The sequence below is a fragment of the Pseudomonas sp. NPDC090752 genome, assembly GCF_055584805.1.
Genome location: NZ_JBVJLI010000003.1, coordinates 227,401 through 253,714 on the forward strand (window position 1 = coordinate 227,401; position 26,314 = coordinate 253,714).

At 62.0% G+C, this 26,314-nt stretch carries 32 protein-coding genes and 1 pseudogene; 20 read left to right on the forward strand and 13 right to left on the reverse strand.

Going from position 1 to position 26,314, the window contains the following annotated elements; genetic code table 11:
• Positions 1-35 precede the first annotated feature (35 nt).
• Positions 36-557 (reverse strand): ribosome biogenesis factor YjgA, encoded by a 522-nt coding sequence (yjgA, locus tag ACZ6YA_RS06215; RefSeq protein WP_465896272.1) that lies wholly within the window; start codon positions 555-557, stop codon positions 36-38.
• A 109-nt stretch (positions 558-666) separates the two neighbouring features.
• On the opposite strand from yjgA, the gene pmbA reads away from it, so the two are divergent.
• The 6 genes from pmbA to ACZ6YA_RS06245 all read left to right on the forward strand — a co-directional run bounded on the left by pmbA (position 667) and on the right by ACZ6YA_RS06245 (position 5,921).
• The gene (gene pmbA / locus ACZ6YA_RS06220) at positions 667-2,013 is read left to right on the forward strand and encodes a metalloprotease PmbA (RefSeq protein WP_465896274.1); all 1,347 of its coding nucleotides are present in this window, start codon (positions 667-669) and stop codon (positions 2,011-2,013) included.
• A gap of 129 nt (positions 2,014-2,142) precedes the next feature.
• Entirely contained in the window at positions 2,143-2,544 is a 402-nt protein-coding gene (locus tag ACZ6YA_RS06225; RefSeq protein WP_400797335.1) for a FagA protein, read from the forward strand.
• Entirely contained in the window at positions 2,537-3,913 is a 1,377-nt protein-coding gene (locus ACZ6YA_RS06230; RefSeq protein WP_465896275.1) for a class II fumarate hydratase, read from the forward strand. Before ACZ6YA_RS06225 ends, ACZ6YA_RS06230 begins: the two co-directional genes overlap by 8 nt.
• A 28-nt stretch (positions 3,914-3,941) precedes the next feature.
• The gene (locus ACZ6YA_RS06235; RefSeq protein ID WP_465896276.1) at positions 3,942-4,403 is read left to right on the forward strand and encodes a hypothetical protein; all 462 of its coding nucleotides are present in this window, start codon (positions 3,942-3,944) and stop codon (positions 4,401-4,403) included.
• Between the two features lies 1 nt (position 4,404).
• Positions 4,405-5,016 carry a superoxide dismutase gene (locus ACZ6YA_RS06240; protein WP_465896277.1) on the forward strand — a complete coding sequence of 204 codons (612 nt, stop codon included), beginning with the start codon at positions 4,405-4,407 and terminating at the stop codon, positions 5,014-5,016.
• Positions 5,017-5,027: 11 nt separating this feature from the next.
• The gene (locus ACZ6YA_RS06245) at positions 5,028-5,921 is read left to right on the forward strand and encodes a ZIP family metal transporter (protein WP_465896454.1); all 894 of its coding nucleotides are present in this window, start codon (positions 5,028-5,030) and stop codon (positions 5,919-5,921) included.
• Positions 5,922-6,029: 108 nt separating this feature from the next.
• Here the strand turns inward: ACZ6YA_RS06245 and ACZ6YA_RS06250 are convergent, their stop codons facing one another.
• From ACZ6YA_RS06250 to ACZ6YA_RS06295, 10 genes are all read right to left on the reverse strand, one after another.
• The gene (locus tag ACZ6YA_RS06250; protein ID WP_465896278.1) at positions 6,030-6,302 is read right to left on the reverse strand and encodes an HPr family phosphocarrier protein; all 273 of its coding nucleotides are present in this window, start codon (positions 6,300-6,302) and stop codon (positions 6,030-6,032) included.
• 20 nt (positions 6,303-6,322) lie between these two features.
• Positions 6,323-7,177 (reverse strand): RNase adapter RapZ, encoded by an 855-nt coding sequence (gene rapZ / locus ACZ6YA_RS06255; protein WP_465896279.1) that lies wholly within the window; start codon positions 7,175-7,177, stop codon positions 6,323-6,325.
• 2 nt (positions 7,178-7,179) lie between these two features.
• Complete coding sequence (gene ptsN, locus ACZ6YA_RS06260; protein ID WP_465896280.1) at positions 7,180-7,644, reverse strand: PTS IIA-like nitrogen regulatory protein PtsN; 465 nt, start codon at positions 7,642-7,644, stop codon at positions 7,180-7,182.
• Positions 7,645-7,656: 12 nt separating this feature from the next.
• Positions 7,657-7,965, reverse strand: a complete 309-nt coding sequence (hpf, locus tag ACZ6YA_RS06265) for a ribosome hibernation-promoting factor, HPF/YfiA family (RefSeq protein ID WP_003255135.1) — start codon at positions 7,963-7,965, stop codon at positions 7,657-7,659.
• A 79-nt stretch (positions 7,966-8,044) separates the two neighbouring features.
• A complete protein-coding gene (locus ACZ6YA_RS06270; RefSeq protein ID WP_465896281.1) occupies positions 8,045-9,538 on the reverse strand; it encodes an RNA polymerase factor sigma-54 in 1,494 nt (497 codons plus the stop codon).
• A gap of 174 nt (positions 9,539-9,712) precedes the next feature.
• Positions 9,713-10,438, reverse strand: a complete 726-nt coding sequence (lptB, locus tag ACZ6YA_RS06275; protein WP_400797316.1) for an LPS export ABC transporter ATP-binding protein — start codon at positions 10,436-10,438, stop codon at positions 9,713-9,715.
• The gene (gene lptA / locus ACZ6YA_RS06280; protein ID WP_400797314.1) at positions 10,439-10,963 is read right to left on the reverse strand and encodes a lipopolysaccharide transport periplasmic protein LptA; all 525 of its coding nucleotides are present in this window, start codon (positions 10,961-10,963) and stop codon (positions 10,439-10,441) included.
• Positions 10,950-11,522 (reverse strand): LPS export ABC transporter periplasmic protein LptC, encoded by a 573-nt coding sequence (gene lptC, locus ACZ6YA_RS06285; RefSeq protein ID WP_465896282.1) that lies wholly within the window; start codon positions 11,520-11,522, stop codon positions 10,950-10,952. The genes lptA and lptC overlap by 14 nt, the downstream gene beginning before the upstream one ends.
• 8 nt (positions 11,523-11,530) lie before the next feature.
• Positions 11,531-12,055: a KdsC family phosphatase gene (locus tag ACZ6YA_RS06290; protein WP_465896283.1), complete on the reverse strand. Its 525-nt coding sequence runs from the start codon at positions 12,053-12,055 to the stop codon at positions 11,531-11,533.
• A 15-nt stretch (positions 12,056-12,070) separates the two neighbouring features.
• Positions 12,071-13,045, reverse strand: a complete 975-nt coding sequence (locus tag ACZ6YA_RS06295; protein ID WP_465896284.1) for a KpsF/GutQ family sugar-phosphate isomerase — start codon at positions 13,043-13,045, stop codon at positions 12,071-12,073.
• Between the two features lie 247 nt (positions 13,046-13,292).
• On the opposite strand from ACZ6YA_RS06295, the gene ACZ6YA_RS06300 reads away from it, so the two are divergent.
• The 10 genes from ACZ6YA_RS06300 to hisC all read left to right on the forward strand — a co-directional run bounded on the left by ACZ6YA_RS06300 (position 13,293) and on the right by hisC (position 21,220).
• Positions 13,293-14,102: an ATP-binding cassette domain-containing protein gene (locus tag ACZ6YA_RS06300; RefSeq protein ID WP_465896285.1), complete on the forward strand. Its 810-nt coding sequence runs from the start codon at positions 13,293-13,295 to the stop codon at positions 14,100-14,102.
• On the forward strand, positions 14,102-14,899 hold the full coding sequence (gene mlaE, locus ACZ6YA_RS06305; protein WP_403130988.1) for a lipid asymmetry maintenance ABC transporter permease subunit MlaE: 798 nt from the start codon (positions 14,102-14,104) through the stop codon (positions 14,897-14,899). Before ACZ6YA_RS06300 ends, mlaE begins: the two co-directional genes overlap by 1 nt.
• On the forward strand, positions 14,899-15,384 hold the full coding sequence (mlaD, locus tag ACZ6YA_RS06310) for an outer membrane lipid asymmetry maintenance protein MlaD (RefSeq protein ID WP_465896286.1): 486 nt from the start codon (positions 14,899-14,901) through the stop codon (positions 15,382-15,384). Before mlaE ends, mlaD begins: the two co-directional genes overlap by 1 nt.
• A gap of 9 nt (positions 15,385-15,393) precedes the next feature.
• The gene (locus ACZ6YA_RS06315) at positions 15,394-16,041 is read left to right on the forward strand and encodes an MlaC/ttg2D family ABC transporter substrate-binding protein (protein ID WP_465896287.1); all 648 of its coding nucleotides are present in this window, start codon (positions 15,394-15,396) and stop codon (positions 16,039-16,041) included.
• Positions 16,038-16,340, forward strand: coding sequence for an STAS domain-containing protein (locus ACZ6YA_RS06320; RefSeq protein ID WP_465896288.1), 303 nt, complete (start codon positions 16,038-16,040; stop codon positions 16,338-16,340). Before ACZ6YA_RS06315 ends, ACZ6YA_RS06320 begins: the two co-directional genes overlap by 4 nt.
• Positions 16,341-16,458: 118 nt before the next feature.
• Positions 16,459-16,698, forward strand: coding sequence for a BolA family protein (locus ACZ6YA_RS06325; RefSeq protein WP_003255121.1), 240 nt, complete (start codon positions 16,459-16,461; stop codon positions 16,696-16,698).
• A 23-nt stretch (positions 16,699-16,721) separates the two neighbouring features.
• Entirely contained in the window at positions 16,722-17,987 is a 1,266-nt protein-coding gene (murA, locus tag ACZ6YA_RS06330) for a UDP-N-acetylglucosamine 1-carboxyvinyltransferase (protein ID WP_465896289.1), read from the forward strand.
• 93 nt (positions 17,988-18,080) lie between these two features.
• Positions 18,081-18,716, forward strand: coding sequence for an ATP phosphoribosyltransferase (gene hisG, locus ACZ6YA_RS06335; protein WP_400797293.1), 636 nt, complete (start codon positions 18,081-18,083; stop codon positions 18,714-18,716).
• 126 nt (positions 18,717-18,842) lie between these two features.
• Entirely contained in the window at positions 18,843-20,168 is a 1,326-nt protein-coding gene (gene hisD / locus ACZ6YA_RS06340) for a histidinol dehydrogenase (RefSeq protein WP_465896290.1), read from the forward strand.
• A 2-nt stretch (positions 20,169-20,170) separates the two neighbouring features.
• A complete protein-coding gene (gene hisC / locus ACZ6YA_RS06345) occupies positions 20,171-21,220 on the forward strand; it encodes a histidinol-phosphate transaminase (protein WP_465896291.1) in 1,050 nt (349 codons plus the stop codon).
• Between the two features lie 37 nt (positions 21,221-21,257).
• Here the strand turns inward: hisC and ACZ6YA_RS06350 are convergent.
• A pseudogene (locus ACZ6YA_RS06350) lies at positions 21,258-22,085 on the reverse strand (alkaline phosphatase family protein); the annotation flags it as partial.
• Between the two features lie 139 nt (positions 22,086-22,224).
• Here ACZ6YA_RS06350 and ACZ6YA_RS06355 point away from each other — a divergent pair.
• The 4 genes from ACZ6YA_RS06355 to ACZ6YA_RS06370 all read left to right on the forward strand — a co-directional run bounded on the left by ACZ6YA_RS06355 (position 22,225) and on the right by ACZ6YA_RS06370 (position 25,109).
• On the forward strand, positions 22,225-22,875 hold the full coding sequence (locus tag ACZ6YA_RS06355; RefSeq protein ID WP_465896292.1) for a FadR/GntR family transcriptional regulator: 651 nt from the start codon (positions 22,225-22,227) through the stop codon (positions 22,873-22,875).
• 13 nt (positions 22,876-22,888) lie between these two features.
• Entirely contained in the window at positions 22,889-24,169 is a 1,281-nt protein-coding gene (locus ACZ6YA_RS06360; RefSeq protein WP_465896293.1) for a CynX/NimT family MFS transporter, read from the forward strand.
• A 179-nt stretch (positions 24,170-24,348) separates the two neighbouring features.
• Complete coding sequence (locus tag ACZ6YA_RS06365) at positions 24,349-24,819, forward strand: nuclear transport factor 2 family protein (protein WP_465896294.1); 471 nt, start codon at positions 24,349-24,351, stop codon at positions 24,817-24,819.
• 5 nt (positions 24,820-24,824) lie between these two features.
• On the forward strand, positions 24,825-25,109 hold the full coding sequence (locus ACZ6YA_RS06370; protein ID WP_465896295.1) for a GIY-YIG nuclease family protein: 285 nt from the start codon (positions 24,825-24,827) through the stop codon (positions 25,107-25,109).
• Here the strand turns inward: ACZ6YA_RS06370 and yejK are convergent, their stop codons facing one another.
• A complete protein-coding gene (gene yejK, locus ACZ6YA_RS06375; RefSeq protein ID WP_465896296.1) occupies positions 25,110-26,117 on the reverse strand; it encodes a nucleoid-associated protein YejK in 1,008 nt (335 codons plus the stop codon).
• Between the last annotated feature and the right edge of the window lie 197 nt (positions 26,118-26,314).

Sequence of the window (26,314 nt, forward strand, 5' to 3'; positions counted from 1 at the left end):
CAAGCCCGCTCCCACAGGTTTCCACTAGCGACGATTCAGCGCAGGCCGCGCTGAAGCTCGTCGAGGTCGCGGATGTACTTGAAGACCTTGCGCGCAGCGGCAGGCGGTTTGTTCCGCGCTTTTTCGTGCTGGGCGTGACGGATCAGCGAACGCAGTTGCTGACGGTCGGTGTCGGGGTACTCGTTGACGAAGCGTTCGAGGTCTTCGTCGTTACCGTCGATCAGGCGATCGCGCCACTTTTCCAGGCCGTGGAAGCGCTCGTTGTACTGGCGGCTGGAGCTGTCGATCTGCTCGAGCACCGCATGGATGGCATCCAGGTCCTGGTCGCGCATCAGCTTGCCGACGAACGACATGTGCCGTTTGCGGGCGCCGTGGGCGGTGTGCTTGCAGGCTTCGGCCAAGGCTTTGCGCAGCTCGTCGGTCAACGGCAGGCGTGCCAGGGTATCGGCCTTGACCGTGGTCAGGCGCTCGCCGAGTTCGACCAGCGCATGCAGCTCGCGCTTGATCTGGGTTTTGCTTTTTTCGCCGTCGAAGGCGTCGTCGTATGAATCAACCATGGTGGCAGTCCGCTAGAAATCGCCGCCATGATAACGAGTCGGGGGCCGCTTGTCCGGCCCGGTCGTAGAATGACCACCCGCCGAATGCAGAATTTGAGTGGAGAAAACCATGAGTGCAGTCCAGAGCGTAGGCCCCAAGGACCTGCCAGCGTTGCAGGAGCAGGTTGAAGCGATCATTGCCGAGGCGCGCAAGCAAGGCGCCAGTGCCTGCGAAGTGGCGGTGTCGCTGGAGCAGGGCCTGTCCACCAGTGTGCGTCAGCGTGAGGTCGAGACAGTCGAATTCAATCGCGACCAGGGTTTTGGTATCACCCTTTATGTCGGCCAGCGTAAAGGCTCGGCGAGCACCTCGGCCAGCGGCCCGGACGCCATCCGTGAAACCGTTGCCGCCGCCCTGGCGATCGCCAAGCACACCTCCGAAGACGAATGCTCAGGTCTGGCTGACGCAGCGCTGATGGCCCGCGATATCCCGGACCTGGACCTTTACCATGACTGGGACATCGAACCCGAGCAAGCCATCGAGATGGCGCTGGCCTGCGAGGCTGCGGCATTCGACGCCGACCCGCGCATCCTCAATGCCGATGGCACTACCCTCAACACCCACCAGGGCTGCCGTGTGTACGGCAACAGCCACGGTTTCATCGGCGGCTACGCCTCCACCCGGCACAGCCTGAGCTGCGTGATGATCGCCGAAGGCGATGGGCAGATGCAGCGTGATTACTGGTATGACGTGAACCGCCAGGGCAACCTGTTGGCCGATCCGCGCAGCATTGGCCAGCGCGCGGCGCAGCGTGCTGCCAGCCGCCTCGGTGCGCGCCCGGTGAAAACCTGCGAGGTGCCGGTGCTGTTTTCCGCAGAGTTGGCCGGCGGCTTGTTCGGCAGCTTCCTGTCGGCGATTTCCGGTGGCAATCTGTACCGCAAATCATCGTTCCTTGACGGCGCCATGGGCCAGCGCCTGTTCCCCACTTGGCTGACCCTCGACGAGCGTCCGCACATTCCGCGCGCCTTGGGCAGTGCAGCATTCGACGGTGATGGCCTGGCCACCTATGCCAAACCGTTCGTCGATAAAGGTGAGCTGGTTTCGTATCTGCTGGGGACCTATTCCGGCCGCAAGCTCGGCCTGCCGAGCACGGCCAACTCGGGCGGCGTGCATAACCTTTACGTCACCCATGGCGTAGAGGATCAGGCGGCGCTGATCCGGCGCATGGGCCGTGGCTTGCTGGTAACCGAGTTGATGGGTCATGGCCTGAACATGGTTACCGGCGATTACTCGCGCGGCGCAGCAGGCTTCTGGGTAGAAAATGGCGAAATTCAGCACGCCGTGCAGGAAGTGACCATCGCCGGCAATATGAAAGACATGTTCCAGCAAATTGTCGCGATCGGTAGCGATCTAGAAACGCGCAGCAACATCCATACCGGCTCTGTACTGATTGAAAAAATGACCGTTGCAGGAAGCTGATCAGCTGGCGATTCCTGCAAATACAAAAGACCCGGCCTTCGCGCCGGGTTTTTTCTTTCATCACGCCACACTTGAAGTGATTCTGTTTATCACTTAATAATGAATATCATTACCCAGTAACTCCGGTCGATGATGTTCATGAAAACCGTCCTCCACGAACTGCCCTACCTGGAAAACTGGCGCTGGCTCAGCCGGCGCATCCGCTGTGCCCTCGAGCCCGACGAGCCGCGCTTGATCGAGCATTACTTAGCCGAAGGCCGCTACCTGGTGTGCTGCACCGAAACCTCGCCATGGACGGTGGCGCTGACTTCCTTCCGCCTGCTGCTGGATACCGCCTGCGACCGCATGCTGCCGTGGCATTGGCGCTGCTTGTGCCTGGACCAGGCGTGGCGCCCGTTGCTCGACCTGCGCAACCTCGACCGTCAGGAACACAACCAGCGCTGGCAGCCGTACGCCCTGCAACTGGCCAATTGCCGCTTGTTGCCGTCGATTTCTCCCGATGAACTGATGCAAGGATTTGATGATGAGTGATACCCGTATCGAGCGTGACAGCATGGGTGAACTGCAGGTGCCGGCTCAGGCCTTGTACGGCGCCCAGACCCAGCGCGCGGTCGACAACTTCCCGATCAGCGGCCAGCGCATGCCGGCTCAGTTCATCCGCGCCTTACTGCTGGCCAAGGCCGCAGCCGCCAAGGCCAACATTGAACTGGAGCAGATTTCCGCCGGGCAGGGCCAGGCCATCGTCAAGGCGGTCGAGCAACTGCTGGCCGGCGACTTCATCCAGCACTTCCCGGTGGACGTCTACCAGACCGGCTCTGGCACCAGCTCGAACATGAACGCCAACGAGGTCATCGCCACCCTGGCCAGCCGCCTGCACAGCGAGCCGGTCAATGCCAACGACCACGTCAACTGCGGCCAGAGCAGCAACGACATCATCCCGACCACCATTCACGTCAGTGCCGCGCTGGCACTGCACGAACAGTTGCTGCCCGCGCTGGACCACCTGGCGCAGGTGATCGAGGCCAAGTCGCTGCAGGTGCATCGGTACGTGAAGACTGGCCGTACCCACTTGATGGATGCCATGCCGGTGCGCATGAGCCAGGTACTCGATGGCTGGGCGGCACAGATCAAGGCTGCCAAGGCGCATATCGAAGCGACGCTACCGAGCCTGCAGGCGCTGGCCCAGGGTGGTACTGCCGTCGGTACCGGGATCAACGCCCACCCACAGTTCGCTGCCGGTTTCGCCCGTCAGCTGAGCACCCTGACCCAGGTCGAATTCACCCCGGGACAGAACCTGTTCGCCTTGATCGGTTCGCAGGACACCGCCGTTGCGCTGTCCGGCCAGCTCAAGACCACTGCCGTGGCGTTGATGAAGATCGCCAACGACCTGCGCTGGATGAACTCCGGCCCGCTCGCCGGCCTCGGCGAAATCGAACTGCAAGGCCTGCAGCCGGGCTCCTCGATCATGCCGGGCAAGGTCAACCCGGTAATCCCGGAAGCCACCGCCATGGTCGCCGCTCAGGTCATCGGCAACGACGCGACCATCGCCGTGGCCGGCCAGTCAGGCAACTTCGAGCTCAACGTGATGTTGCCGGTGATCGCCCGCAACCTGCTGGAGAGCATCGAGCTGATGGCCAATGCCAGCCGGCTGCTGGCCGACAAGGCCATCTCCAGCTTCAAGGTCAACGAAGGCAAGCTCAAGGAGGCTCTGGCGCGCAACCCAATCCTGGTCACCGCGTTGAACCCGATCATCGGCTACCTCAAGGCCGCCGAAATCGCCAAGACCGCCTACAAGGAAGGCCGGCCGATCATCGACGTGGCGCTGGAGCATACCGACCTGTCGCGCGATCAGCTTGAAGCGCTGCTGGACCCGGAAAAACTTACCGCTGGCGGCATCTGACTCGCGACAGCGCTCAGGAGTAAACGTCATGCAGCACTGGAAACGCACCACCGAGACAGCCAATCGCCTGTTCGAACAGGGCGAGCTGGTCGATGCCCGGGAACATTACCTGCAAGCCCTGGCACTGGCCCAGGTGCTCCTCGAGCGCTGGCATGACGTCGACGAAGCGGTGGCGGCGTTCGTCGTCGCCCACCACAACCTGGCCGACCTGCACTTGCGGCTGAGCCAGCCGCAGGAGAGCGCCGACTACCTGTGCGCCGCTCACCAGCGCCTGCTGCAGGCCAGCCAGGAGGCGCGCCTGCCCCAGGCGCTGCGTGATGCCGCGCTGCGCCACAGCGGTCGCACCTACACCGAGTTGCTGAGTTTTATTGCCGAGTACGGCCAGTACCCGCGCACCGAGCGCCTGCTCAATCGCCAGGCGCCCGCTTCCAGCGAACTGGCTGCCCAGCCGGACCTGACGTCCCGAACCCACGCTTACGGAATCCACTGACATGCCTCATACCTTGCCTGCACTGCCTTATGCCTACGATGCACTGGAACCGCACATCGATACCCAGACCATGGAGATCCACCACACCAAGCACCATCAGACTTACGTCAACGGTCTCAATGCAGCTGTCGAGGGCAGCGAATGGGCCGAATGGCCGGTTGAAAAGCTCGTCGGCGCGGTCAAGCAGCTGCCTGAGAACCTGCGCGGGGCGGTCACCAATCATGGTGGTGGGCATGCCAACCACTCGCTGTTCTGGAGAGTCATGTCGCCGAAGGGGGGCGGTCAGCCACAGGGCCAGGTGGCCAAGGCGATCGAGGTTGAGCTGGGCGGTTTCGAGGCTTTCAAGGACGCCTTCACCAAAGCTGCGTTGACCCGCTTCGGCAGCGGCTGGGCCTGGCTTAGCGTCACACCGGAGAAAAAATTGGTCGTTGAGAGCAGCGGTAACCAGGACAGCCCATTGATGCACGGCAACACCCCGATCCTCGGTCTCGACGTTTGGGAGCACGCCTACTACCTGAAGTATCAGAACCGCCGTCCGGAATACATCGGTGCCTTCTACAACGTCATCGACTGGGCGGAAGTGGAACGTCGTTATCTCGAAACCTGTCAGTGAGTCGAACCGGTATGCGCTCTGAGGTGATGTCTGTCAGCAGTGTTCGCCTGTTCCGACTGGCGGTAGGCACTTTGCTGCTTTTGGTCGGCACGGCCCTGCTGGTGGCGAAGGGTATTGCCTGGCTGGACCTGGAACCCCGCATGTTGCGCGCCCTCGAGGGCGGTGCCTTGTGTGCACTGGGTACGGCGCTGGGTGCAGTACCGGTGCTGGTGATTCGCAATATGCCGGTGGCCCTGGCCGATACCCTGTTGGGCTTCGGCGCAGGGGTGATGCTGGCAGCCACCGCCTTCTCGTTGATCATACCGGGGCTTGATGCGGCACAATCCATTGGCTTCAGCCCATGGGGGGCGGGAGGGCTGATCAGTTTCGGCCTGTTGTTCGGTGCGCTGTGTCTGTTCGTCGTCGATCTGAAGGTATCTGGCGCCTCGCCCGAAGCCTTGGTCGGCAATGGCAACCAGCCCGTGATCGCGGCGCGGATCTGGCTGTTCGTGATCGCCATCATCGCCCACAACATACCCGAGGGCATGGCCATAGGGGTGTCGGCCGGTGGTGGCATGGCCGATGCCGACAGCCTGGCCATGGGCATCGCACTGCAGGACGTACCTGAAGGTCTGGTCATTGCGCTGGTGCTGGCGGGGGCCGGGATGCCTCGCTTCAAGGCATTCCTGATCGGTGCGGCATCGGGGTTGGTCGAGCCACTGGCAGCGGTGATCTGTGCCTGGCTGGTAAATGTTGCCGAGTTGTTGCTACCACTGGGCCTGGCCTGCGCGGCAGGGGCGATGTTGCTGGTGGTGACCCAGGAAATCATTCCCGAATCGCGTAGCAATGGGCATCACCGTTTGGCCAGCTTGGGGCTGTGTGTTGGCTTCTGCTTGATGATGGTGATGGACACGGCGATGTCGTGAGCGCCGCATGCCCTGTGGGAGCGGCTTTAGCCGCGAAGCGGGCGACGCGATGGATGGCACCGGCTTCGCCGGTGTTCGCGGCTGAAGCCGCTCCCACAGGAGGGGTTGTCACTCGCCTTCATCGAAGTAGTTGTTGATCAGCGCCACCAACGCCTCCAGGGCATCACTGTCCTGCTCACCCTCGGTGTGCAGGTGAACTTGGGTGCCTTTGCCCGCCGCCAGCATCATCACCGCCATGATGCTCTTGCCATCCACCAGCTTGTCTGGTGCGCGGCCCACCCGCACCTGGCAGGGAAAGCGCCCGGCCACGCCGACGAACTTGGCGGCCGCCCGGGCATGCAGGCCCAGCTTGTTGATGATGGTGATTTCGCGGGCGGGCATCGTGGTGCGGATCCTGTGGGCTAGAGGTCGCGGTGGCGGACCTGGACGTTTTTCAGTGACTGTTGCAGCAATTGGCCGAGACGTTCGGTGATATAGACCGAGCGGTGGTGGCCGCCGGTGCAGCCAATGGCAATGGTGACATAGGCGCGGTTGCTGGCGGCGAAGCGTGGCAGCCATTTGAGCAGGTAACTGGAGATATCGGAAAACATTTCTTCGACGTCCGGCTGTGCGGCCAGGTAATCGATGACCGGTTGCTCCAGGCCGGAATGCTCACGCAATTCGGGCTTCCAGTAAGGGTTGGGCAAGCAGCGCACGTCGAATACCAGGTCTGCATCGACAGGCATGCCGCGCTTGAAACCGAACGATTCGACCAGGAATGCAGTGCCGGGTTCAGGCTGGTTGAGCAGGCGCAGCTTGATCGAGTCGCGCAGTTGATACAGGTTGAGGTTTGTCGTGTCGATCTTGAGGTCGGCAAGGTCGGCGATCGGCCCGAGCAGCTCGCTTTCCACGCGGATCGCTTCGGCCAGCGAGCGGTCGGCGTTGGTCAGCGGATGGCGCCGACGTGTTTCCGAGAATCGCTTGAGCAGTGTGTCTTCGTCGGCATCGAGAAACAGCACATCGCACTGGATATGGCGACCGCGCGCTTCCGCGAGCAGGTCGGGGAAGCGCGACAGGTGGCTTGGCAAGTTGCGAGCATCAATGGACACCGCTACTTTTGGCTGCTGCAGCTCGGTGTTGATCAGCGCGTTTTCCGCCAGCTGCGGTAGCAGGCCGGCAGGCAGGTTGTCGATGCAGTAATAGCCATTGTCTTCCAATACATCGAGGGCGGTGCTTTTGCCGGAGCCGGACCGGCCGCTGACGATGATCAGGCGCATGTTCAGGCCTCGCTCTGTACGTCCAGGACTACCTGATAGAGGGCCTCGCTGCTGGTAGCGCTACGCAGGCGATCGCGCACATCTTTGCGATCGAGCATGCTGGCGATTTGACGCAGCAATTCGAGGTGGGCATCAGTGGCTGCTTCAGGCACCAGCAGGACGAACAGCAGATCGACCGGTGCGCCATCAATGGCGTCATAATCGATCGGAGCGTCCAGGTGCAGCAGGGCGCTAACCGGGCCAGTGCAATCTTTGATGCGGCAGTGAGGGATGGCGATGCCATTGCCGAAGCCGGTGGAGCCGAGCTTTTCGCGAGCAACCAGCTTTTCGAAGACGTCTTGCATCTCCAGCTCAGGCACTTCTTTGGCAATCAGGTTGGCGACCGTTTCCAGGGCGCGCTTCTTACTGCCACCCGGCACGTTCACCAAGGAACGGCCGGGGGTCAGGATGGTTTCAAGTCGGATCATGGATGAGGGGGATCAGCGGGCAGCTGCACCTTGCAGCAGGCTTTGCTGTTTTTCCTTGTGTTTTTTCAGTTGACGGTCGAGCTTGTCGGCCAGGGCATCGATCGCTGCATACATGTCTTCGTGTTCGGCGTTGGCAACCACTTCTCCACCAGGAATCTGCAAGGTCGCTTCGACCTTCTGCTGCAGCTTCTCGACTTTCATGATGACCTGCACGTTGGTGATCTTGTCGAAGTGACTCTCCACGCGGGCGAGCTTTTCAAGCACATAATCGCGCAGCGGCTGGGTGACTTCTACATGCTGTCCACTGATATTGACTTGCATACAGCTTCTCCTTTGTTGCCCGTGCATAAAGAGGCAGGTCTTGCACCTGCCCCACAAACGCTGTGGCACATCTCAGGCGCTACATCAGTCGCTTGCGCTCACTCGACGGTGCGATGCCGAGGGACTCGCGGTACTTGGCGACGGTGCGACGGGCTACCTGGATGCCTTGTGCTTCCAGTAAACCAGCGATCTTGCTGTCACTCAATGGCTTTTTCGGATTTTCCGCCGCAACCAATTTTTTGATGATCGCGCGGATCGCCGTGGACGAGCATTCTCCGCCTTCGGAGGTGCTGACGTGGCTTGAGAAAAAGTATTTCAACTCATAGATGCCGCGCGGCGTATGCATGAATTTCTGCGTGGTCACCCGCGAAATAGTCGACTCGTGCATGCCCACCGCCTCGGCAATGTCGTGCAGCACCAGGGGCTTCATCGCCTCGTCACCGTGGTCGAGGAAGCCGCGTTGGTGCTCGACGATCTGTGTGGCTACCTTCATCAGTGTTTCGTTGCGGCTCTGCAGGCTCTTGATGAACCAGCGCGCCTCCTGCAACTGGTTGCGCATGAACGTGTTGTCGGCGCTGGTATCGGCGCGGCGCACGAACCCCGCGTACTGCGGGTTGACGCGCAGGCGCGGGATCGCTTCCTGGTTCAGCTCGACCAACCAGCGCTCGCTGTCCTTGCGTACGATGACGTCAGGCACCACGTACTCCGGCTCGCTGGACTCGATCTGCGAGCCGGGGCGCGGGTTGAGGCTCTGCACCAATTCGATGACCTGGCGCAACTCGTCTTCCTTGAGCTTCATGCGGCGCATTAGCTGGCTGTAGTCGCGGCCACCCAGCAGGTCGATGAAATCGCTGACCAGGCGCTTGGCCTCGGCCATCCAAGGCGTGCTGGTCGGCAGTTGGCGCAGTTGCAGCAGCAGGCATTCGCCCAGGTTGCGCGAGGCAATACCGGCAGGTTCGAACTGCTGAATGCGGTGCAGCACCGCTTCGACCTCGTCGAGTTCGATGTCCAGCTCCGGGTCGAAGCCGGCGCAGATTTCTTCGAGGGTGTCCTCCAGGTAGCCCTGGCCGTTGATGCTGTCGATCAAGGTCACGGCGATCAGGCGGTCGGTATCGGACATTGGCGCCAGGTTCAGCTGCCACAGCAAGTGGCTTTGCAGGCTCTCGCCGGCCGAGGTGCGGGTGGTGAAGTCCCACTCGTCGTCATCGTTGCTCGGCAGGCTGCTGGCGCTGGTCTGGTAGATGTCTTCCCAGGCCGTGTCAACCGGAAGCTCATTGGGGATTCGCTCGCTCCACTCACCGTCTTCCAGGTTCTCGGCACTGGCGGTGCTTTCCTGGAAACTGTTGTCCTGGACTTCGGTGACCGGTTTGTTCTCGGCGTTGTCCGCCATCGGGTCGCTGTTGTCGAAGTCGTCGCCGTCTTCCTGACGTTCGAGCATCGGATTGGACTCCAGCGCCTCCTGGATTTCCTGCTGAAGGTCCAGGGTGGAGAGCTGAAGTAGGCGGATGGCCTGTTGCAACTGCGGGGTCATCGTCAGTTGCTGGCCCATTTTTAGGACGAGCGATGGTTTCATGGCTGGGGCTAAATACCTTGTTCGCCGGCGCGCATGCGCCATCCACTACACGAGGGCGCCGGAGCGCCAAATTCAAGCAAGTTTTATGCCTTAAATTGTAGCGTTTGCCTAGAGCGCTGTAACAACTTAAGCCCCATCAAGGCGGCAAGCCCGCGCTCCAGGCACACCCTGGGATCAGAGTCGGAACTCGTGGCCCAGGTAGACTTCCTTGACCAGCTCATTGGCCAGGATAGTCTGCGCATCGCCTTCGGCAATCAACTGGCCGTCGTTGACGATGTAGGCGGTTTCGCAGATATCCAGTGTTTCGCGGACGTTGTGGTCGGTGATCAAGACACCGATGCCCTTCGCCTTGAGGTGGTGGATGATCTGCTTGATGTCGCCAACCGAAATCGGGTCGACACCAGCAAAAGGTTCGTCCAGCAGGATGAACTTCGGTGCGGTCGCCAGGGCGCGCGCGATCTCGACACGGCGGCGTTCGCCACCGGACAGGCTCATGCCGAGGTTGTCACGGATGTGGCTGATGTGGAACTCCTGCAGCAGGCTTTCCAGCTCCTTGCGACGGCCCTCGCGGTCGAGTTCCTTGCGGGTCTCGAGGATGGCCATGATGTTGTCCGCCACCGACAGCTTGCGAAAGATCGACGCTTCCTGCGGCAGGTAGCCGATGCCAGCGCGTGCGCGGCCGTGCATGGGCTGGTGGCTGACATCGAGATTGTCGATGCGCACACGGCCCTGATCGGCCTGGACCAGGCCGACGATCATGTAGAAGCAGGTGGTCTTGCCGGCGCCGTTGGGGCCGAGCAGGCCGACGATCTGGCCGCTGTCGATCGACAGGCTGACGTCGCGCACGACCTGCCGCCCTTTGTAGCTCTTGGCCAGGTGCTGGGCTTTGAGGGTTGCCATTTACTCGGCCTTCTTCTTCGGCTGGATCACCATGTCGATGCGCTGACGCGGGGCGGTGACGTTGCCGCCACGACCGGCGGTCGCCACCTGGGACTTGGTGTTGTAGACGATTTTCTCGCCTTCGGTGGTGTTGCCTTCGTTCTCGACCTTGGCGCGATCGGTGAGGATGACCGTGTCTTTCTGCGCCTGGTACTGGATGGTCACGGCCCAGCCTTTCATCTTGTCGGGCTTGGCAGTGCTCTGCTGTTGCTCGAAATAGGCCAGGTTGCCCACCGAGGTGACCACGTCGATGTCGCCGTTGGCGGCACGGGTCATGGTCACGGTGTTGCCTTTGATCATCATCGAGCCTTGGGTGATGATGACGTCGCCGGTATAGGTGGCCACGCCTTGCTTATCGTCCAGGTGCGCGTTGTCGGCCTGGATGCGGATCGGCTGGTCACGGTCGGTCGGCAGGGCGAAGGCGCTCGCGCTTCCCAGTGCTGCGCTCAGGCTGAGCAAAAGGGGGAGGGTTTTAACGAGCCTCATACTGTCCTCTTACGTTAGAGAGCAGGTCCATCCTGCCTTCTTTCAAATACGCTTTCATTCCTTTGCCCGTAGTTGTGCCACCGGCGCCGTCGATTCTAACGGCTTGCTCGGTCTGCGCATATTGCTTCTGCGGGAACACAGTCATGCGTGAGCTGGTAATGATGGTTTCGCGCTGCTTTTCGTCGGTACGGGCAACGCGGACCTGGTCGATCAATTCGACTTCGGTGCCATCGGGGTTGACCTCGGCGCGCACGCTTTGCACGTGCCAAGGGTATTCGGTGCCCCGATACATGTGCAGGTCGGGCGTGGTCACCAGTGTGACCTCGGTGGCCTTGAGGTGTTCGACCTTGGCGGCGGTCATCTCGTATTGCAGCTTGCCGTCTGGCAAGAACTGCACGCTATGGGCGTTGATCGCGTAGTAGTCGATGGCGCTTTCGTCAACCTGCGTCACCGGTTTGTCCATGAAGCTCTCGGGGCTGACATTCCAATAGCCGATGGCCACCAGCAGGGCGGCGATCACCGCGAGCAGCGCAAAATTGCGGGCTTTCTTGCTGAACATGGGTAGCCTTACAGGTAGTTGGCGTTGGCAGCGTCCAGGGTGCCCTGGGCCTGCATGATAAGTTCACAAAACTCGCGCGCGGCACCTTCGCCGCCACGTGCCTGGGTCACGCCGTGGGCGTGCTGGCGTACGAACGGCGCGGCGCTGGCCACTGCCATGCCCAGGCCGACTCGGCGAATCACCGGCAGGTCGGGCAGGTCGTCGCCAAGATAAGCGACTTGCTCATAGCTTAGGCCCAGTTCGGCGAGCAGGCCGTCGAGTACCACCAATTTGTCCTCGCGGCCCTGAAACAGGTGCGGGATGCCGAGGTTCTTGGCCCGGCGCTCGACCACCGGGGTCTTGCGCCCGCTGATGATGGCCGTGGTCACGCCCGAGGCCATGAGCATCTTGATACCCTGGCCATCGAGGGTGTTGAAGGTCTTGAATTCGCTGCCGTCCTCGAGAAAGTACAGGCGGCCGTCGGTGAGTACGCCGTCGACGTCGAATACGGCCAGCTTGATGGCTTGGCCGCGTTGCATCAGGTCCTGGTTCATTTGCACTGTTCTCCTCTACATCACGCCAGCGCGCAGCAGGTCATGCATGTTCAGCGCGCCGGTCGGGCGCTCGTCCTTGTCGACCACCACCAGGGCGCTGATCTTGTGGTCTTCCATGATCTTCAGGGCCTCGGCGGCGAGCATCTCGGCGCGGGCTGTCTTGCCGTGCACGGTCATGACCTGGTCGATCAGGGTGGTATGCACGTCGATGCTGCGATCCAGGGCGCGGCGCAGGTCGCCGTCGGTGAAGATCCCGGCCAGTGTGCCGTCCGCCTCGACCACCACGGTCATGCCCAGGCCTTTGCGGGACATTTCAAGGAGCGCATCCTTGAGCAGGGTGCCGCGTTGCACTTGCGGCAGTTCGTCGCCGGCGTGCATGACGTTCTCGACCTTGAGCAGCAAGCGCCGACCCAGGGCACCGCCCGGGTGCGAGAAAGCGAAGTCCTCAGCGGTAAAGCCGCGTGCCTCGAGCAAGGCGATGGCCAGGGCGTCGCCCAGCACCAGTGCCGCGGTGGTCGAGGAGGTAGGCGCCAGGTTGAGCGGGCATGCCTCTTGGGCGACGCGGGCGTCGAGGTTGGCTTCGGCGGCTTGGGCCAGGGGCGAGTCGGGGTTGCCGGTCAGGCTGATCAGCTGGATGCCGAGGCGCTTGATCAGCGGCAACAAGGTGACGATCTCGGCGGTGCTGCCAGAGTTGGACAAGGCCAGGATGACGTCGTCACGGGTGATCATGCCCATGTCGCCGTGGCTGGCTTCGGCCGGATGCACGAAAAAAGCCGGCGTGCCGGTGCTGGCCAGGGTTGCGGCGATCTTGTTGCCGATGTGCCCCGATTTGCCCATGCCGACCACCACGACTCGGCCCTTGCTCGCCAGGATCAGCTCGCAGGCTTTGACGAAGTTGGCATCGATGCTGGCCGCCAGGCCTTGTACGGCCTCGATTTCCAGGCGCAGGGTGCGCTGGGCGGACTGGATCAGCTCACTGGATTGGCTCATGTCGAAAAGCAATGCCTGATGAAAAGGCGGCGATTATAGCCGCAATGGAAGAAAGCCTCACCCTTTCGATTGCTGTAACAAATGTCATCAAAGCCTGTCGTTGGCCTGAACGACGCATTTCATGGCCTTGGGGGCACCCGCTCAGCGGTGCTATAGTTCGCCGCAATTCGGCCCGCCAGGGGCGCGTGTGCCTTCAAGAAGAGGGCCGGCGTCCACTAGGACGAGGCTGCACTAGCAAGGAGTCTAGATGAGTGTGGATAGCGCCTACGCGGTCGAGTTGAAGGGCGTCACCTTCAAGCGCGGTTCGCGCAGCATTTTCAGCAATGTCGACATACGCATACCGCGAGGGAAGGTCACGGGCATCATGGGGCCGTCGGGTTGTGGCAAGACCACGCTGCTGCGCCTGATGGGCGCACAGTTGCGTCCGTCCAGCGGCGAGGTCTGGGTGGCGGGGCAAAACCTGCCAAGCCTGTCGCGTAGCGACCTGTTCGACGCGCGCAAGCAGATGGGCGTGCTGTTCCAGAGCGGTGCGTTGTTTACCGACCTCGATGTGTTCGAGAACGTGGCCTTCCCGCTGCGCGTGCACACACAGTTGTCGGAAGAGATGATCCGCGACATCGTGTTGATGAAACTGCAGGCCGTCGGCTTGCGCGGCGCCATCGACCTGATGCCCGACGAGCTGTCCGGTGGCATGAAGCGCCGCGTGGCTTTGGCCCGAGCGATTGCCCTGGATCCGCAGATCCTCATGTACGACGAGCCGTTCGTCGGCCAGGATCCAATCGCCATGGGCGTTTTGGTGCGGTTGATCCGTCTGCTAAACGATGCCTTGGGCATCACCAGCATCGTGGTGTCCCACGACCTGGCGGAAACGGCCAGCATCGCCGACTACATCTACGTGGTCGGTGACGGCCAGGTGCTCGGCCAGGGCACGCCCGACGAGCTGATGGGCTCGGACAATCCGCGTATTCGCCAGTTCATGAAAGGCGACCCGGACGGCCCGGTGCCTTTCCACTTTCCTGCGCCTGACTACCGCGCCGACCTGCTGGGGGCGCGTTGATGCGCAGAAAATCCTTACTCGAACGTATCCGCCTGTTCGGCCGCTCGGCGATCGACGTGCTGGCCGTGCTCGGGCGTTCCTGCCTGTTCCTGTTCCATGCGCTGGTCGGCCGTGGCGGCATTGGCGGCGGCTTCCAGTTGCTGACCAAACAGCTGTATTCGGTGGGTGTGTTGTCGTTGGCGATCGTTACCGTGTCCGGTGTGTTCATTGGCATGGTGCTGGCGCTTCAGGGCTACAGCATCCTGACCAAGTACGGCTCCGAACAGGCGGTCGGGCAGATGGTCGCGCTGACCCTGCTGCGGGAGCTTGGCCCGGTGGTCACCGCATTGCTGTTCGCTGGCCGGGCAGGTTCGGCGTTGACCGCCGAGATCGGCAACATGAAGTCCACCGAGCAGCTGTCGAGCCTGGAGATGATCGGCGTCGACCCGCTCAAGTACATCGTCGCGCCGCGTCTGTGGGCCGGTTTCATTTCACTGCCGCTGCTGGCGCTGATCTTCAGCGTGGTCGGCATCTGGGGTGGCTCGTGGGTCGCCGTCGATTGGCTGGGCGTCTACGAAGGTTCGTTCTGGGCCAACATGCAGAACAGTGTTTCCTTTACCGACGACGTGCTCAACGGCCTGGTCAAGAGCCTGGTGTTCGCCTTCGTCACCACCTGGATCGCCGTGTTCCAGGGGTATGACTGCGAGCCCACCTCAGAGGGGATCAGCCGTGCCACTACCAAGACCGTGGTCTATGCCTCGTTGGCAGTACTGGGTCTGGACTTTATTCTGACCGCCTTGATGTTTGGAGATTTCTGATGCAAAACCGCACCCTGGAAATCGGTGTCGGCCTGTTCCTCCTGGCCGGGATCCTGGCGTTGCTGCTGCTGGCCCTGCGTGTCAGCGGGCTGTCGGCCAGCCCGAGCAGCGATACCTATAAAGTTTATGCGTACTTCGACAATATCGCCGGTTTGACGGTCAGAGCTAAAGTGACCATGGCCGGTGTGACGATCGGCAAGGTCACCGCCATCGATCTGGACCGTGATTCCTACACCGGTCGGGTGACGCTGCAGCTGGATGGCAAGGTCGACAACCTGCCGACCGATTCCACTGCCTCGATCCTGACCGCCGGCTTGCTTGGCGAGAAGTACATCGGCATCAGCGTGGGCGGCGAAGACCAAGTGCTCAAGGATGGCGCGACCATCCATGACACTCAGTCGGCGTTGGTGCTGGAAGATCTGATTGGCAAGTTCCTGCTCAATACCGTGGGCAAGGAACCGAAAGAAGCGCAACCGGCTAATTAAGGAGTTTCCATGATTTCGATCCTGCGACGTGGCCTGCTGGTCCTGCTGGCGGCTTTTCCCCTGCTGACGATGGCTGCCCAAACCCCTCATGACGTGGTGCAGGGCACCACCACCCAATTGCTGGGTGAGCTCAAGGCCAACAAGACGCAGTACAAAGCCAACCCGCAAGCCTTCTACGATGCTCTTGACCGCATCCTCGGGCCGGTGGTCGATGCCGACGGTATTTCCAAGAGCATCATGACCGTCAAGTATTCGCGCAAGGCCACGCCCGAGCAGATGCAGCGCTTCCAGGAAAACTTCAAGCGCAGCCTGTTCCAGTTCTACGGTAACGCGCTGCTGGAGTACAACAACCAGGGCATCGTCGTCGACCCGGCCAAGGCCGATGATGGCAAGCGCGCCACTGTCGGCATGAAGGTGACCGGCAACAACGGCGCCGTCTATCCGGTGCAGTACACCCTGGAAAACCTGGGTGGCGAGTGGAAGGTGCGTAACGTCATCGTCAACGGCATCAACATTGGCAAGCTGTTCCGCGATCAGTTCGCCGATGCCATGCAACGCAACGGCAACAACCTGGACAAGACCATCGACGGCTGGGCCGGCGAAGTAGCCAAGGCCAAGGAGACCGCCGAAACCTCGCCTGAAAAGGAAGTGAAATGAGAGAGGCGGGTGTAAGCATGGCCGAGCCGGGCGTCCTGCGCCTGGCCGGCGTGCTGGATTACCGCAGCGGTCCGGCCTTGCGCAAGCAGGGCAAGGCGCTGATCGATGCCTCGCGCGAATCACGCCTGGTGCTCGATTGCTCGGCCGTCGAGAAGTCGTCGAGTGTCGGCCTGTCGCTGCTGCTGGCGTTCATTCGTGATGGCCAGGCCAGCGGCAAGGCCTTCGAGGTACGTGGCATGCCCGATGACATGCGGGAAATTGCCGAGGTCTATGACCTCGATGAGGTGCTGGCGAGCTGATGGCTCGGCAGTGTTGGAGGCCCCTCGGTCAGCGCGCGCCCTCGGTGGGCTTCGCAGGCGAGGGGCTTTTTTGTATGATGGCCGACCCGTGCGCATCGGGCGCCGATTGAGGTTGAGCATGCAGGCCGTAGAAGTTAAGAGCTTCCTTGAAGAAAAATTGCCGGGATCCCGGGTCGAAGTTGAAGGCGAAGGCTGCAACTTCCAGTTGAACGTGATCAGCGACGAATTGGCTGGCCTGAGCCCGGTCAAGCGTCAGCAGGCGATCTATGCTCACCTTAATCCCTGGATCGCCAATGGCAGCATCCATGCGGTAACCATGAAATTTTTCAGCAGCGCAGCCTGGGCTGAGCGCACCTGAGCCAACTTGGCGGCGAGACTCCAATGGACAAACTGATTATTACTGGCGGCGCTCGTCTTGACGGCGAGATCCGCATTTCGGGCGCGAAGAACGCGGCCCTGCCAATTCTGGCGGCGACCCTGCTGGCTGATGGCCCGGTCACCGTGGGCAACCTGCCACACCTGCACGACATCACCACCATGATCGAGCTGTTCGGGCGCATGGGCATCGAGCCTGTGATCGACGAGAAGCTGGCCGTGGAGATCGACCCGCGCACCATCAAGACCCTGGTTGCGCCGTACGAGCTGGTCAAGACCATGCGCGCTTCGATCCTCGTGCTCGGCCCGATGGTCGCCCGTTTCGGTGAGGCCGAAGTGGCCCTGCCAGGCGGTTGCGCGATCGGTTCGCGTCCGGTCGACCTGCACATTCGCGGCCTCGAAGCCATGGGTGCGAAGATCGAGGTCGAAGGTGGCTACATCAAGGCCAAGGCCCCTGAAGGCGGCCTGCGTGGCGCGCACTTCTTCTTCGATACCGTCAGCGTCACCGGTACCGAAAACATCATGATGGCCGCTGCACTGGCCAAGGGCCGCAGCGTGCTGCAAAACGCCGCACGCGAGCCTGAGGTGGTCGACCTGGCCAACTTCATCAACGCCATGGGCGGCAAGGTTCAAGGCGCCGGCACCGACACCATCACCATCGATGGCGTCGAGCGTCTGCACTCGGCCAACTACCGGGTCATGCCTGACCGTATCGAGACCGGCACCTACCTGGTCGCCGCTGCCGTGACCGGCGGCCGCGTCAAGGTCAAGGACACCGACCCGACCATCCTTGAAGCTGTCCTGGAGAAGCTCAAGGAAGCCGGTGCCGACCTGACCACCGGTGAAGACTGGATCGAGCTGGACATGCACGGTAAGCGGCCGAAAGCCGTCAACCTGCGTACCGCCCCGTACCCGGCGTTCCCGACCGACATGCAGGCGCAGTTCATCTCGCTCAACGCCATTGCCGAAGGCACCGGCGCAGTGATCGAGACGATCTTCGAGAACCGCTTCATGCACGTGTACGAAATGCACCGCATGGGTGCGCAGATTCAGGTCGAGGGCAATACTGCCATCGTCACAGGCGTGCCAACGCTCAAGGGTGCCCCAGTGATGGCCACCGACCTGCGTGCTTCCGCCAGCCTGGTGCTGTCGGCGCTGGTCGCCGAGGGTGATACCCTGATCGATCGCATTTACCACATCGACCGTGGTTACGAGTGCATCGAAGAAAAACTGCAGATGCTCGGCGCCAAGATCCGCCGGGTACCGGGCTAATCACCCGCAGGTGCAGGGATGCACCTTTCGAATTGAATGCGGCCGGGCGACACACGCCCGGCCGGCAGTAGCCGCTTAAGGACCGACGTTCCAATGTTGACCATCGCGCTTTCCAAAGGCCGCATCCTCGACGATACCCTGCCATTGCTGGCCGAGGCCGGTATCGTGCCGACCGAGAATCCGGACAAGAGCCGCAAGCTGATCATCCCCACCACCCAGGACGACGTGCGTCTGCTGATCGTGCGGGCCACCGACGTGCCGACCTATGTCGAGCATGGTGCCGCCGACCTCGGCGTGGCGGGCAAGGACGTGCTGATGGAGTACGGCGGCCAGGGCCTGTACGAGCCGCTCGACCTGCAGATTGCCCAGTGCAAGCTGATGACTGCGGGCGTCACCGGTGCGCCAGAGCCTAAGGGCCGCCTGCGCGTTGCCACCAAGTTCGTCAACGTAGCCAAGCGCTATTACGCCGAGCAGGGCCGCCAGGTCGACATCATCAAGCTGTACGGCTCGATGGAGCTGGCGCCGCTAATCAACCTCGCCGACAAGATCATCGACGTGGTCGACACCGGTAATACGCTGCGTGCCAACGGCCTGGAGCCCCAGGACCTGATCGCCACGATCAGTTCGCGCCTGGTGGTCAACAAGGCCTCGATGAAAATGCAGCACGCCCGTATCCAGAGCCTGATCGACACGCTGCGTCAAGCAGTCGAATCGCGACACCGCGGCTGACCCCTGCGCGCGGCCTTCGCTGCCGCGCCCGTCTATCCGCGTCATAGCCACTTTTCTCGGGTGCCCGCGCGGATGGACTGGTAGCCTAGGGCGCCTGAGCATTCGCTAATAATCGAGGCCCTCGCCATGACCGTGTCCACTGCAATTGCCCGTCTCAACGCCGCTGATCAGGATTTCGCCCGACATCTGGATCATCTGCTGAGCTGGGAAAGTGTGTCCGATGACGCGGTCAATCAGCGCGTGCTCGACATCATCAAGGCCGTGCGCGAGCGTGGCGATGCGGCGCTGGTGGAGTTCACCCAGCGCTTCGATGGCGTCGACGCCACGTCCATCGATGACCTGATTCTGGGCCGTGAGCGCCTGGAGCTGGCCCTGACCCGCATCACCGACACCCAACGTGCAGCTCTGGAAAAAGCCGCCGAACGTGTGCGTATCTACCACGAACGGCAGAAGCAGGACTCCTGGCAGTACACCGAAGCCGACGGTACCGTGCTCGGCCAGAAGGTCACCCCGCTGGATCGCGCCGGCTTGTATGTGCCGGGCGGCAAGGCATCGTACCCGTCGTCGGTGTTGATGAACGCCATCCCGGCCAAGGTCGCCGGTGTGACCGAAGTGGTCATGGTGGTGCCGACCCCGCGGGGTGAAGTCAACGAGTTGGTGCTGGCCGCAGCCTGCATTGCAGGCGTGGACCGCGTCTTCACCGTTGGCGGTGCTCAGGCGGTCGCGGCCCTGGCCTATGGCACCGAAAGCGTGCCACAGGTCGACAAGATCGTCGGCCCGGGCAACATCTACGTGGCTACCGCCAAGCGTCACGTGTTCGGCCAGGTCGGTATCGACATGATCGCCGGCCCGTCGGAGATCCTCGTGGTCTGCGACGGCCAGACCGACCCGGACTGGATCGCCATGGACCTGTTCTCCCAGGCCGAGCACGACGAAGATGCCCAGGCCATCCTGGTCAGCCCGGACGCCGAGTTCCTCGACCGCGTCGCGGCCAGCATCGACAAGCTGATGCCGACCATGGAGCGCGCCGAGATCATCGAAAAATCCATCAATGGCCGTGGTGCGCTGATCCAGGTGCGCGACATGCAGCAAGCCATCGAGGTGGCCAACCGCATCGCACCCGAGCACCTTGAGCTGTCGGTCGCCGACCCGCAGGCCTGGCTGCCGCAGATTCGCCACGCTGGCGCGATCTTCATGGGCCGACACACCAGCGAAGCGCTCGGCGACTACTGCGCCGGCCCCAACCATGTGCTGCCGACTTCCGGTACCGCGCGTTTCTCGTCGCCGCTGGGGGTGTATGACTTCCAGAAGCGTTCGTCGATCATCTTCTGCTCCGAGCAGGGCGCATCGGAACTAGGCCACACCGCCTCGGTCCTGGCCCGTGGCGAGTCGCTGACTGCCCACGCCCGCAGCGCCGAATACCGTATCCTGACCCAAGACAAGGGGAACTGAGCATGAGTCGATTCTGGAGCCCCTTCGTCAAGGACCTGGTGCCTTACGTGCCGGGCGAGCAGCCCAAGCTGTCGCGGCTGGTCAAGCTGAACACCAACGAGAACCCTTATGGCCCATCGCCCAAGGCGCTGGAGGCCATGCGCGCAGAGCTCAACGACAACCTGCGGCTGTACCCGGACCCGAACGGCGACCGGCTCAAGCAGGCGGTGGCAGAGTACTACGGGGTAACGCCCGGTCAGGTCTTCGTCGGCAACGGTTCAGACGAGGTGCTGGCGCATATCTTCCACGGCCTGTTCCAACACGACCGCGGCCCGCTGCTGTTCCCGGATGTCAGCTACAGCTTCTACCCAGTGTATTGCGGCCTGTACGGCATCCCATTCGAGCAGGTGGCGTTGGACGGGCAGTTTCAGATCCGTGTCGAGGATTACGCCAAACCTAACGCCGGCATCATCTTCCCCAACCCGAATGCGCCGACGGGCTGCCTGATGCCGCTGCAGGCGGTCGAGCAGCTGCTGCAAGCCAACCGCGACTCGGTGGTGGTAGTGGATGAAGCGTACATCGACTTCGGTGGTGAAACGGCCATCAGCCTGGTAGACCGCTACGACAACCTGCTGGTCACCCAGACCCTGTCCAAGTCGCGTTCGTTGGCCGGTCTGCGTGTTGGCCTGGCGGTGGGGCATCCGGATCTGATCGAGGCGTTGGAGCGAATCAAAAACAGCTTCAACTCCTACCCGTTGGACCGCATGGCGATCGTCGGCGCAGCAGTCGCCTTCGAAGATCAGGCCTACTTCGAAGAAACCTGCCGCAAGGTGATCGGAAGCCGCGAGGCATTGGTCGAGCAACTGACTGCCAAAGGCTTTGAAGTGCTGCCTTCGGCCGCCAACTTCATCTTCGCCCGCCATCCGCAGGAAGATGCGGCGCAGTTGGCTGCGCGTCTGCGTGAACAGGGCGTTATCGTGCGCCACTTCAAGCAGCAGCGGATCGCTCAGTTCCTGCGAATCACCATTGGCACACCGGAAATGAACCAGGCGTTGATCGAGGCGCTGGGCTGATGGCAATCGGGGTCGCAGCGCGGCCCCGATACTAGGGCTTTATGCCCATGTGGCGAAGCACGATCGCAGCGACTGCTGTCTGAGCCGGCATCACGCCGGTCTGCGGTTTGTTGCTGGCGATGAAAATGCTCCTTTCCCCTTCCGTCTGGCCTCCATGGCCCTTGCCCGATGCGTCGCGGCCGTGGTCGGTAGTGACGATGACCAGCCAGTCCTCAAACTTATACCGGTCACTGCGTTCAGCGACCTTGTCCAGCAACTCTCCCAACCGTGCGTCGACCTCACGCAGGGCTTGCTGATATTTGGGACCGAAGTCGTGGTTGTGGCCTGCTACGTCAGGGTCATCCAGTTGAATGAAGGTGAAGTCGGCAGATTCCTTGGTGAGGATTTCCAGGGCGCGTGCAATGACGCGTTCGTCCGGCAAGCCGCTTTCGCGCACATCGCTGCCTTGGGCGTCCTCCAGCAGGAAGGCCGTGTTGATGGGCGACCAATTCACCACGCTGGAAAGGTAGGCATTGGGCATTGCCTCGCGTAGACGTTTGAACAGGCTCGGATAGGCCGGATCGACTCGCAGGTGAAGTTCGTTGGAGATAACGCCATGCTTGTTAGCCCACACGCCTGTGAGCAATGTTATCCACCCGGGTCCGCTCACCGTCTGTTGCTGGCTTTCACTACCGATGATGCCGCCAGTAAATGCCTGGCTGACCTGCAAGCGCCTCAGAGCTGTCGGTTCGCTGAGTTTTTCAAATTCACTTAACTGAACGCCGTCCATACCAATGATTAACGTTTTAGGTTGCAAAGCCTGTGGAGTGGGGTCGCAACCTGCCAACAGCACACTGAATAGGAGTAGCAATCTATAAAGGGGCATCGCTCGGTGTCCTTTGACATGAGCACAAGCGTTGCAGCAAGCCGTCGTGTGTTCAACTGGTAGAACTACCAGGTGATTTACTCCACTCACTGTGCTGGCTTAAGCTAGATCAATTCATCGGATGATTGGTTGAGTTAACATGAGCACTGAGTTGTCCAAGCGATCTCTGGTCGAGCTCGCCGTCGAGCGCATGCGTGAACGCATCCTTCAAGGCGACTGGCAGGTAGGGCAGCGCATGCCAACCGAGCCGGAGCTTGCCCTTGAATTGGGCATCAGTCGCAACACCGTGCGGGAGGCCATGCGCGTGCTCGCGTTCAGTGGCCTGGTGGAAATTCGCCAAGGCGACGGCAGTTACCTGCGCACTTGCCAGGACCCGTTGCAGGCCGTGCAGGCGATGTCACGATGTACGCTGGAACAGGCGCGGGAAACGCGGCATATCCTCGAAACCGAGGCCATTGGCCTGGCCGCGCTGCGGCGCACCGATGCCGACCTGCAAAGCCTGCGCGCCGCGCTCGAGGGCAGCGCCGAACACTTTCATGGCAATGTCGACGCTTACGTCAGCTGCGACATGGTGTTTCACCAGCGCCTGATCGATGCCGCGCACAACCCCGCACTGAGCGAGTTGTACCGCTATTTCTCTGGTGTCGTGGCCGCTGCGCTGCAGCGAAACATGGCCAGCGTCCCGCGCTGCCAGGCGACCTTCGACTTGCATGGGCAGATCCTCGACGCCATCGAACAACGTGATCCGCAGCGGGCCAAGCGCCTGAGCCGGACCCTCATCGAATCCTGAAAGCGAGTAGGCCATGGCTGAACCAATGACCCGTAATACCCCCGTTCGCGAACGGGAGCTCGAACAGCTGCTGATCGATGCCGAAGCCGACGATACGCAGGTGCAGCAACACCCGGTGCAGTTGAAGCGGCCCTGGTTGCTGCTGGTGGGCCTGGTGCTGGTGGCGTTGAACCTGCGCCCGGCGCTGTCGAGCATGGCCCCCGTGCTTGGCCTGGTCAGCGAGGGCCTGGGCCTGAGTGCTTCGCAGGCCGGGCTGCTGACGACCCTGCCGGTGCTGTGCCTGGGCCTGTTCGCGCCGCTGGCGCCCATACTTGCCCGCCGCTTCGGCAGCGAGCGGGTGATCCTCGGCATCCTGTCGACTTTGGCGCTGGGCATCGTGGTGCGCAGCGTATTTGGCCAGGCCGGGGTGTTTCTTGGCAGTGTCATGGCCGGTGCCAGCATCGGCATCATCGGCGTGCTGTTGCCGGGCATTGTCAAACGCGACTTTCCCAAGCATGCCGGCACCTTGACCGGGGTCTACACCATGGCCCTGTGCCTGGGCGCGGCCATGGCGGCGGGCGCCACGGTGCCGCTGAGCGAGCGTTTCGAGGGCAGTTGGGCGTTGGGCCTGGGCTTCTGGATGATCCCGGCATTGCTGGCCATGCTGGTCTGGCTGCCTCAGGCGCGCCAGGGCCATGGCCTGCACAAGGTCGCCTACCGTGTGCGTGGCCTGTGGCGTGACCCGTTGGCCTGGCAGGTGACCCTGTACATGGGCTTGCAGTCGTCGCTGGCGTACATCGTCTTTGGCTGGTTGCCGTCGATTCTCATCGGCCGTGGACTGAGCCCCACCGAAGCGGGCTTGGTGCTTTCCGGTTCGGTGATCGTGCAGTTGGTCAGCTCGCTCAGTGCGCCCTGGTTGGCGACCCGAGGCAAGGACCAACGATTGGCGATCGTAGTGGTCATGCTGATCACCTTGGCCGGCCTGTTCGGTTGCCTGTATGCGCCGCTCTCCGGGCTGTGGGGCTGGGCGGTGCTGCTGGGGTTGGGGCAGGGCGGGACCTTTGCCTTGGCACTGACGCTGATCGTGCTGCGCTCCAAGGACGCCCATGTGGCGGCCAACCTGTCGAGCATGGCCCAGGGCGTGGGTTACACGTTGGCGTCCATGGGGCCGTTCGCGGTGGGGCTGGTGCATGATTTGACTGGCGGCTGGGCGGCGGTGGGGTGGATTTTTGCCGTACTGGGTGTGGGTGCCATCGTGTTCGGTCTGGGTGCCGGGCGGGCGCTGCATGTGCAGGTGAGCAGCGAAAAAGTCTGAAACTTGTTCCGCCAGTGCCGGCGCTTTCGCGGGGCAAGCCCGCTCCCACAGATTCACCGCCGCCCTCACAATCTGTGCAGTACCTGGGGGTGCGGGCTTGCCCCGCGAAAGGGCCGGCACTGGCTAAAGCAACCGGGGAAGATTATCGTGCAACCTTCAATCCCAGGACGGACCAGCCCATGAGCGATGCCAACCGCGACCTGATCACTCGCTTCTATCAAGCCTTCCAGCGCCTGGACGCCGAGGCGATGGTGGCCTGCTACAGCGACGACATCGTGTTCAGCGACCCGGTGTTCGGTACCCTGCGCGGGCGTGATGCGGGTGACATGTGGCGCATGCTGACCACCCGTGCCAAGGACTTTTCCCTGACCTTCGACCAGATCCGCGCAGACGAGCGCAGCGCCAGCGCCCATTGGCTGGCGACTTACCTGTTCAGCCAGACCGGCCGCACCGTGGTCAACGACATCCAGGCGCGCTTCGTCATCCGCGACGGGCTGATCTGCCAGCATGACGACAGCTTCGACCTGTGGCGCTGGTCGCGGCAGGCGCTGGGTGCGCCGGGGGTGCTGTTGGGCTGGTCGCCAATGCTGCAGAGCAAGGTCCGTCAGCAGGCATTCAAAGGCCTGCGCACGTTCCAGCAGGCGCGCTGACTGCCGTGAGCGAAGTTGCCGAAACCCCCACCTGCAAGCCTTGGTATCTGTATTTGGTTCGGGCCGCCAATGGTTCGCTGTACTGCGGGATCAGCGACGACCCGCAGCGGCGCTTTGCGGCGCACCAGAAAGGGCAGGGTGCGCGTTATTTCAAGACCAGTCCGGCGCAGGCGCTGGTCTATGTCGAGCAGTGGCCGGACAAGGGCGAGGCGCTGCGTCAGGAGCGCCTGGTGAAGAAGTTGCGCAAGTCGGCGAAGGAGGCGTTGGTCGCCTCCTATGCAGGCGCCTGATCAGTCCTTGCGGCGCTTGAGCTGGTCCACCAGCTGTGTCGGCAGGCCCTTGATGATCAAGGTGCCGGCCACCTCGTCATACTCCACCTTGTCACCCAGCAGGTGCGCCTCGAAGCTGATCGACAGGCCTTCGGCGCGTCCGGTGAAGCGGCGGAACTGGTTGAGGGTACGTTTGTCTGCCGGGATCTCCGGCGACAGGCCGTAGTCTTTGTTGCGGATGTGGTCGTAGAACGCTTTCGGGCGGTCTTCGTCGATCAGGCTGGACAGCTCGTCCAGAGCCACGGGTTCGCCCAGTTTGGTCTGGGAGGTGGCGTACTCGACCAGGGTCTGGGTCTTCTCACGGGCGGCTTCTTCGGGCAGGTCCTCGCTTTCGACGAAATCGCTGAAGGCCTTGAGCAGGGTGCGGGTTTCACCTGGGCCATCGACGCCTTCCTGGCAGCCGATGAAGTCGCGGAAGTAGTCAGAAACCTTCTTGCCGTTCTTGCCCTTGATAAACGAAATGTACTGCTTGGAGTTCTGGTTGTTCTTCCACTCCGACAGGTTGATACGCGCTGCCAGGTGCAGTTGGCCCAGGTCCAGGTGGCGTGACGGCGTCACATCCAGCTCGGCATTCACCGCCACACCATCACTGTGGTGCAGCAGGGCGATGGCCAGGTAGTCGGTCATGCCTTGCTGGTAGTGGGCGAACAGGATGTGGCCGCCAGTGGAGAGGTTGGATTCTTCCATCAGCTTTTGCAGGTGCTCGACGGCCACACGGCTGAACGCGGCGAAGTCCTTCTCGTCATCCAGGTACTGTTTTAGCCAGCCACTCAACGGGTAGGCGCCAGACTCGCCGTGGAAAAAACCCCAGGCTTTGCCTTGTTTGGCGTTGTAGCTGTCGTTGAGGTCGGCCAGCAGATTTTCGATCGCGTCCGACGCGCCCAGTTCGGTATCCCGTGCATGGAGCACGGCGGGGCTGCCATCGGGCTTCTTGTCGATCAGGTGAACGATGCAATGACGGATTGGCATGGAATTCTCGGTCAGTCGGGGGCGGCCAGGCGCCGCGCGCAAAAGTGGGCCAGTTTACCGCAGACCACAGGTGATGCAGTGGCCGGATGTTGGCAGAAATGCCGGTTGTTGATTTTTTGTTCAATTTTTTGCGTTTTCGGCTAAAACCCCCGAAAAACCTGCACTAAATTGAAGCGCGCAGCGGATATTTATCCTTT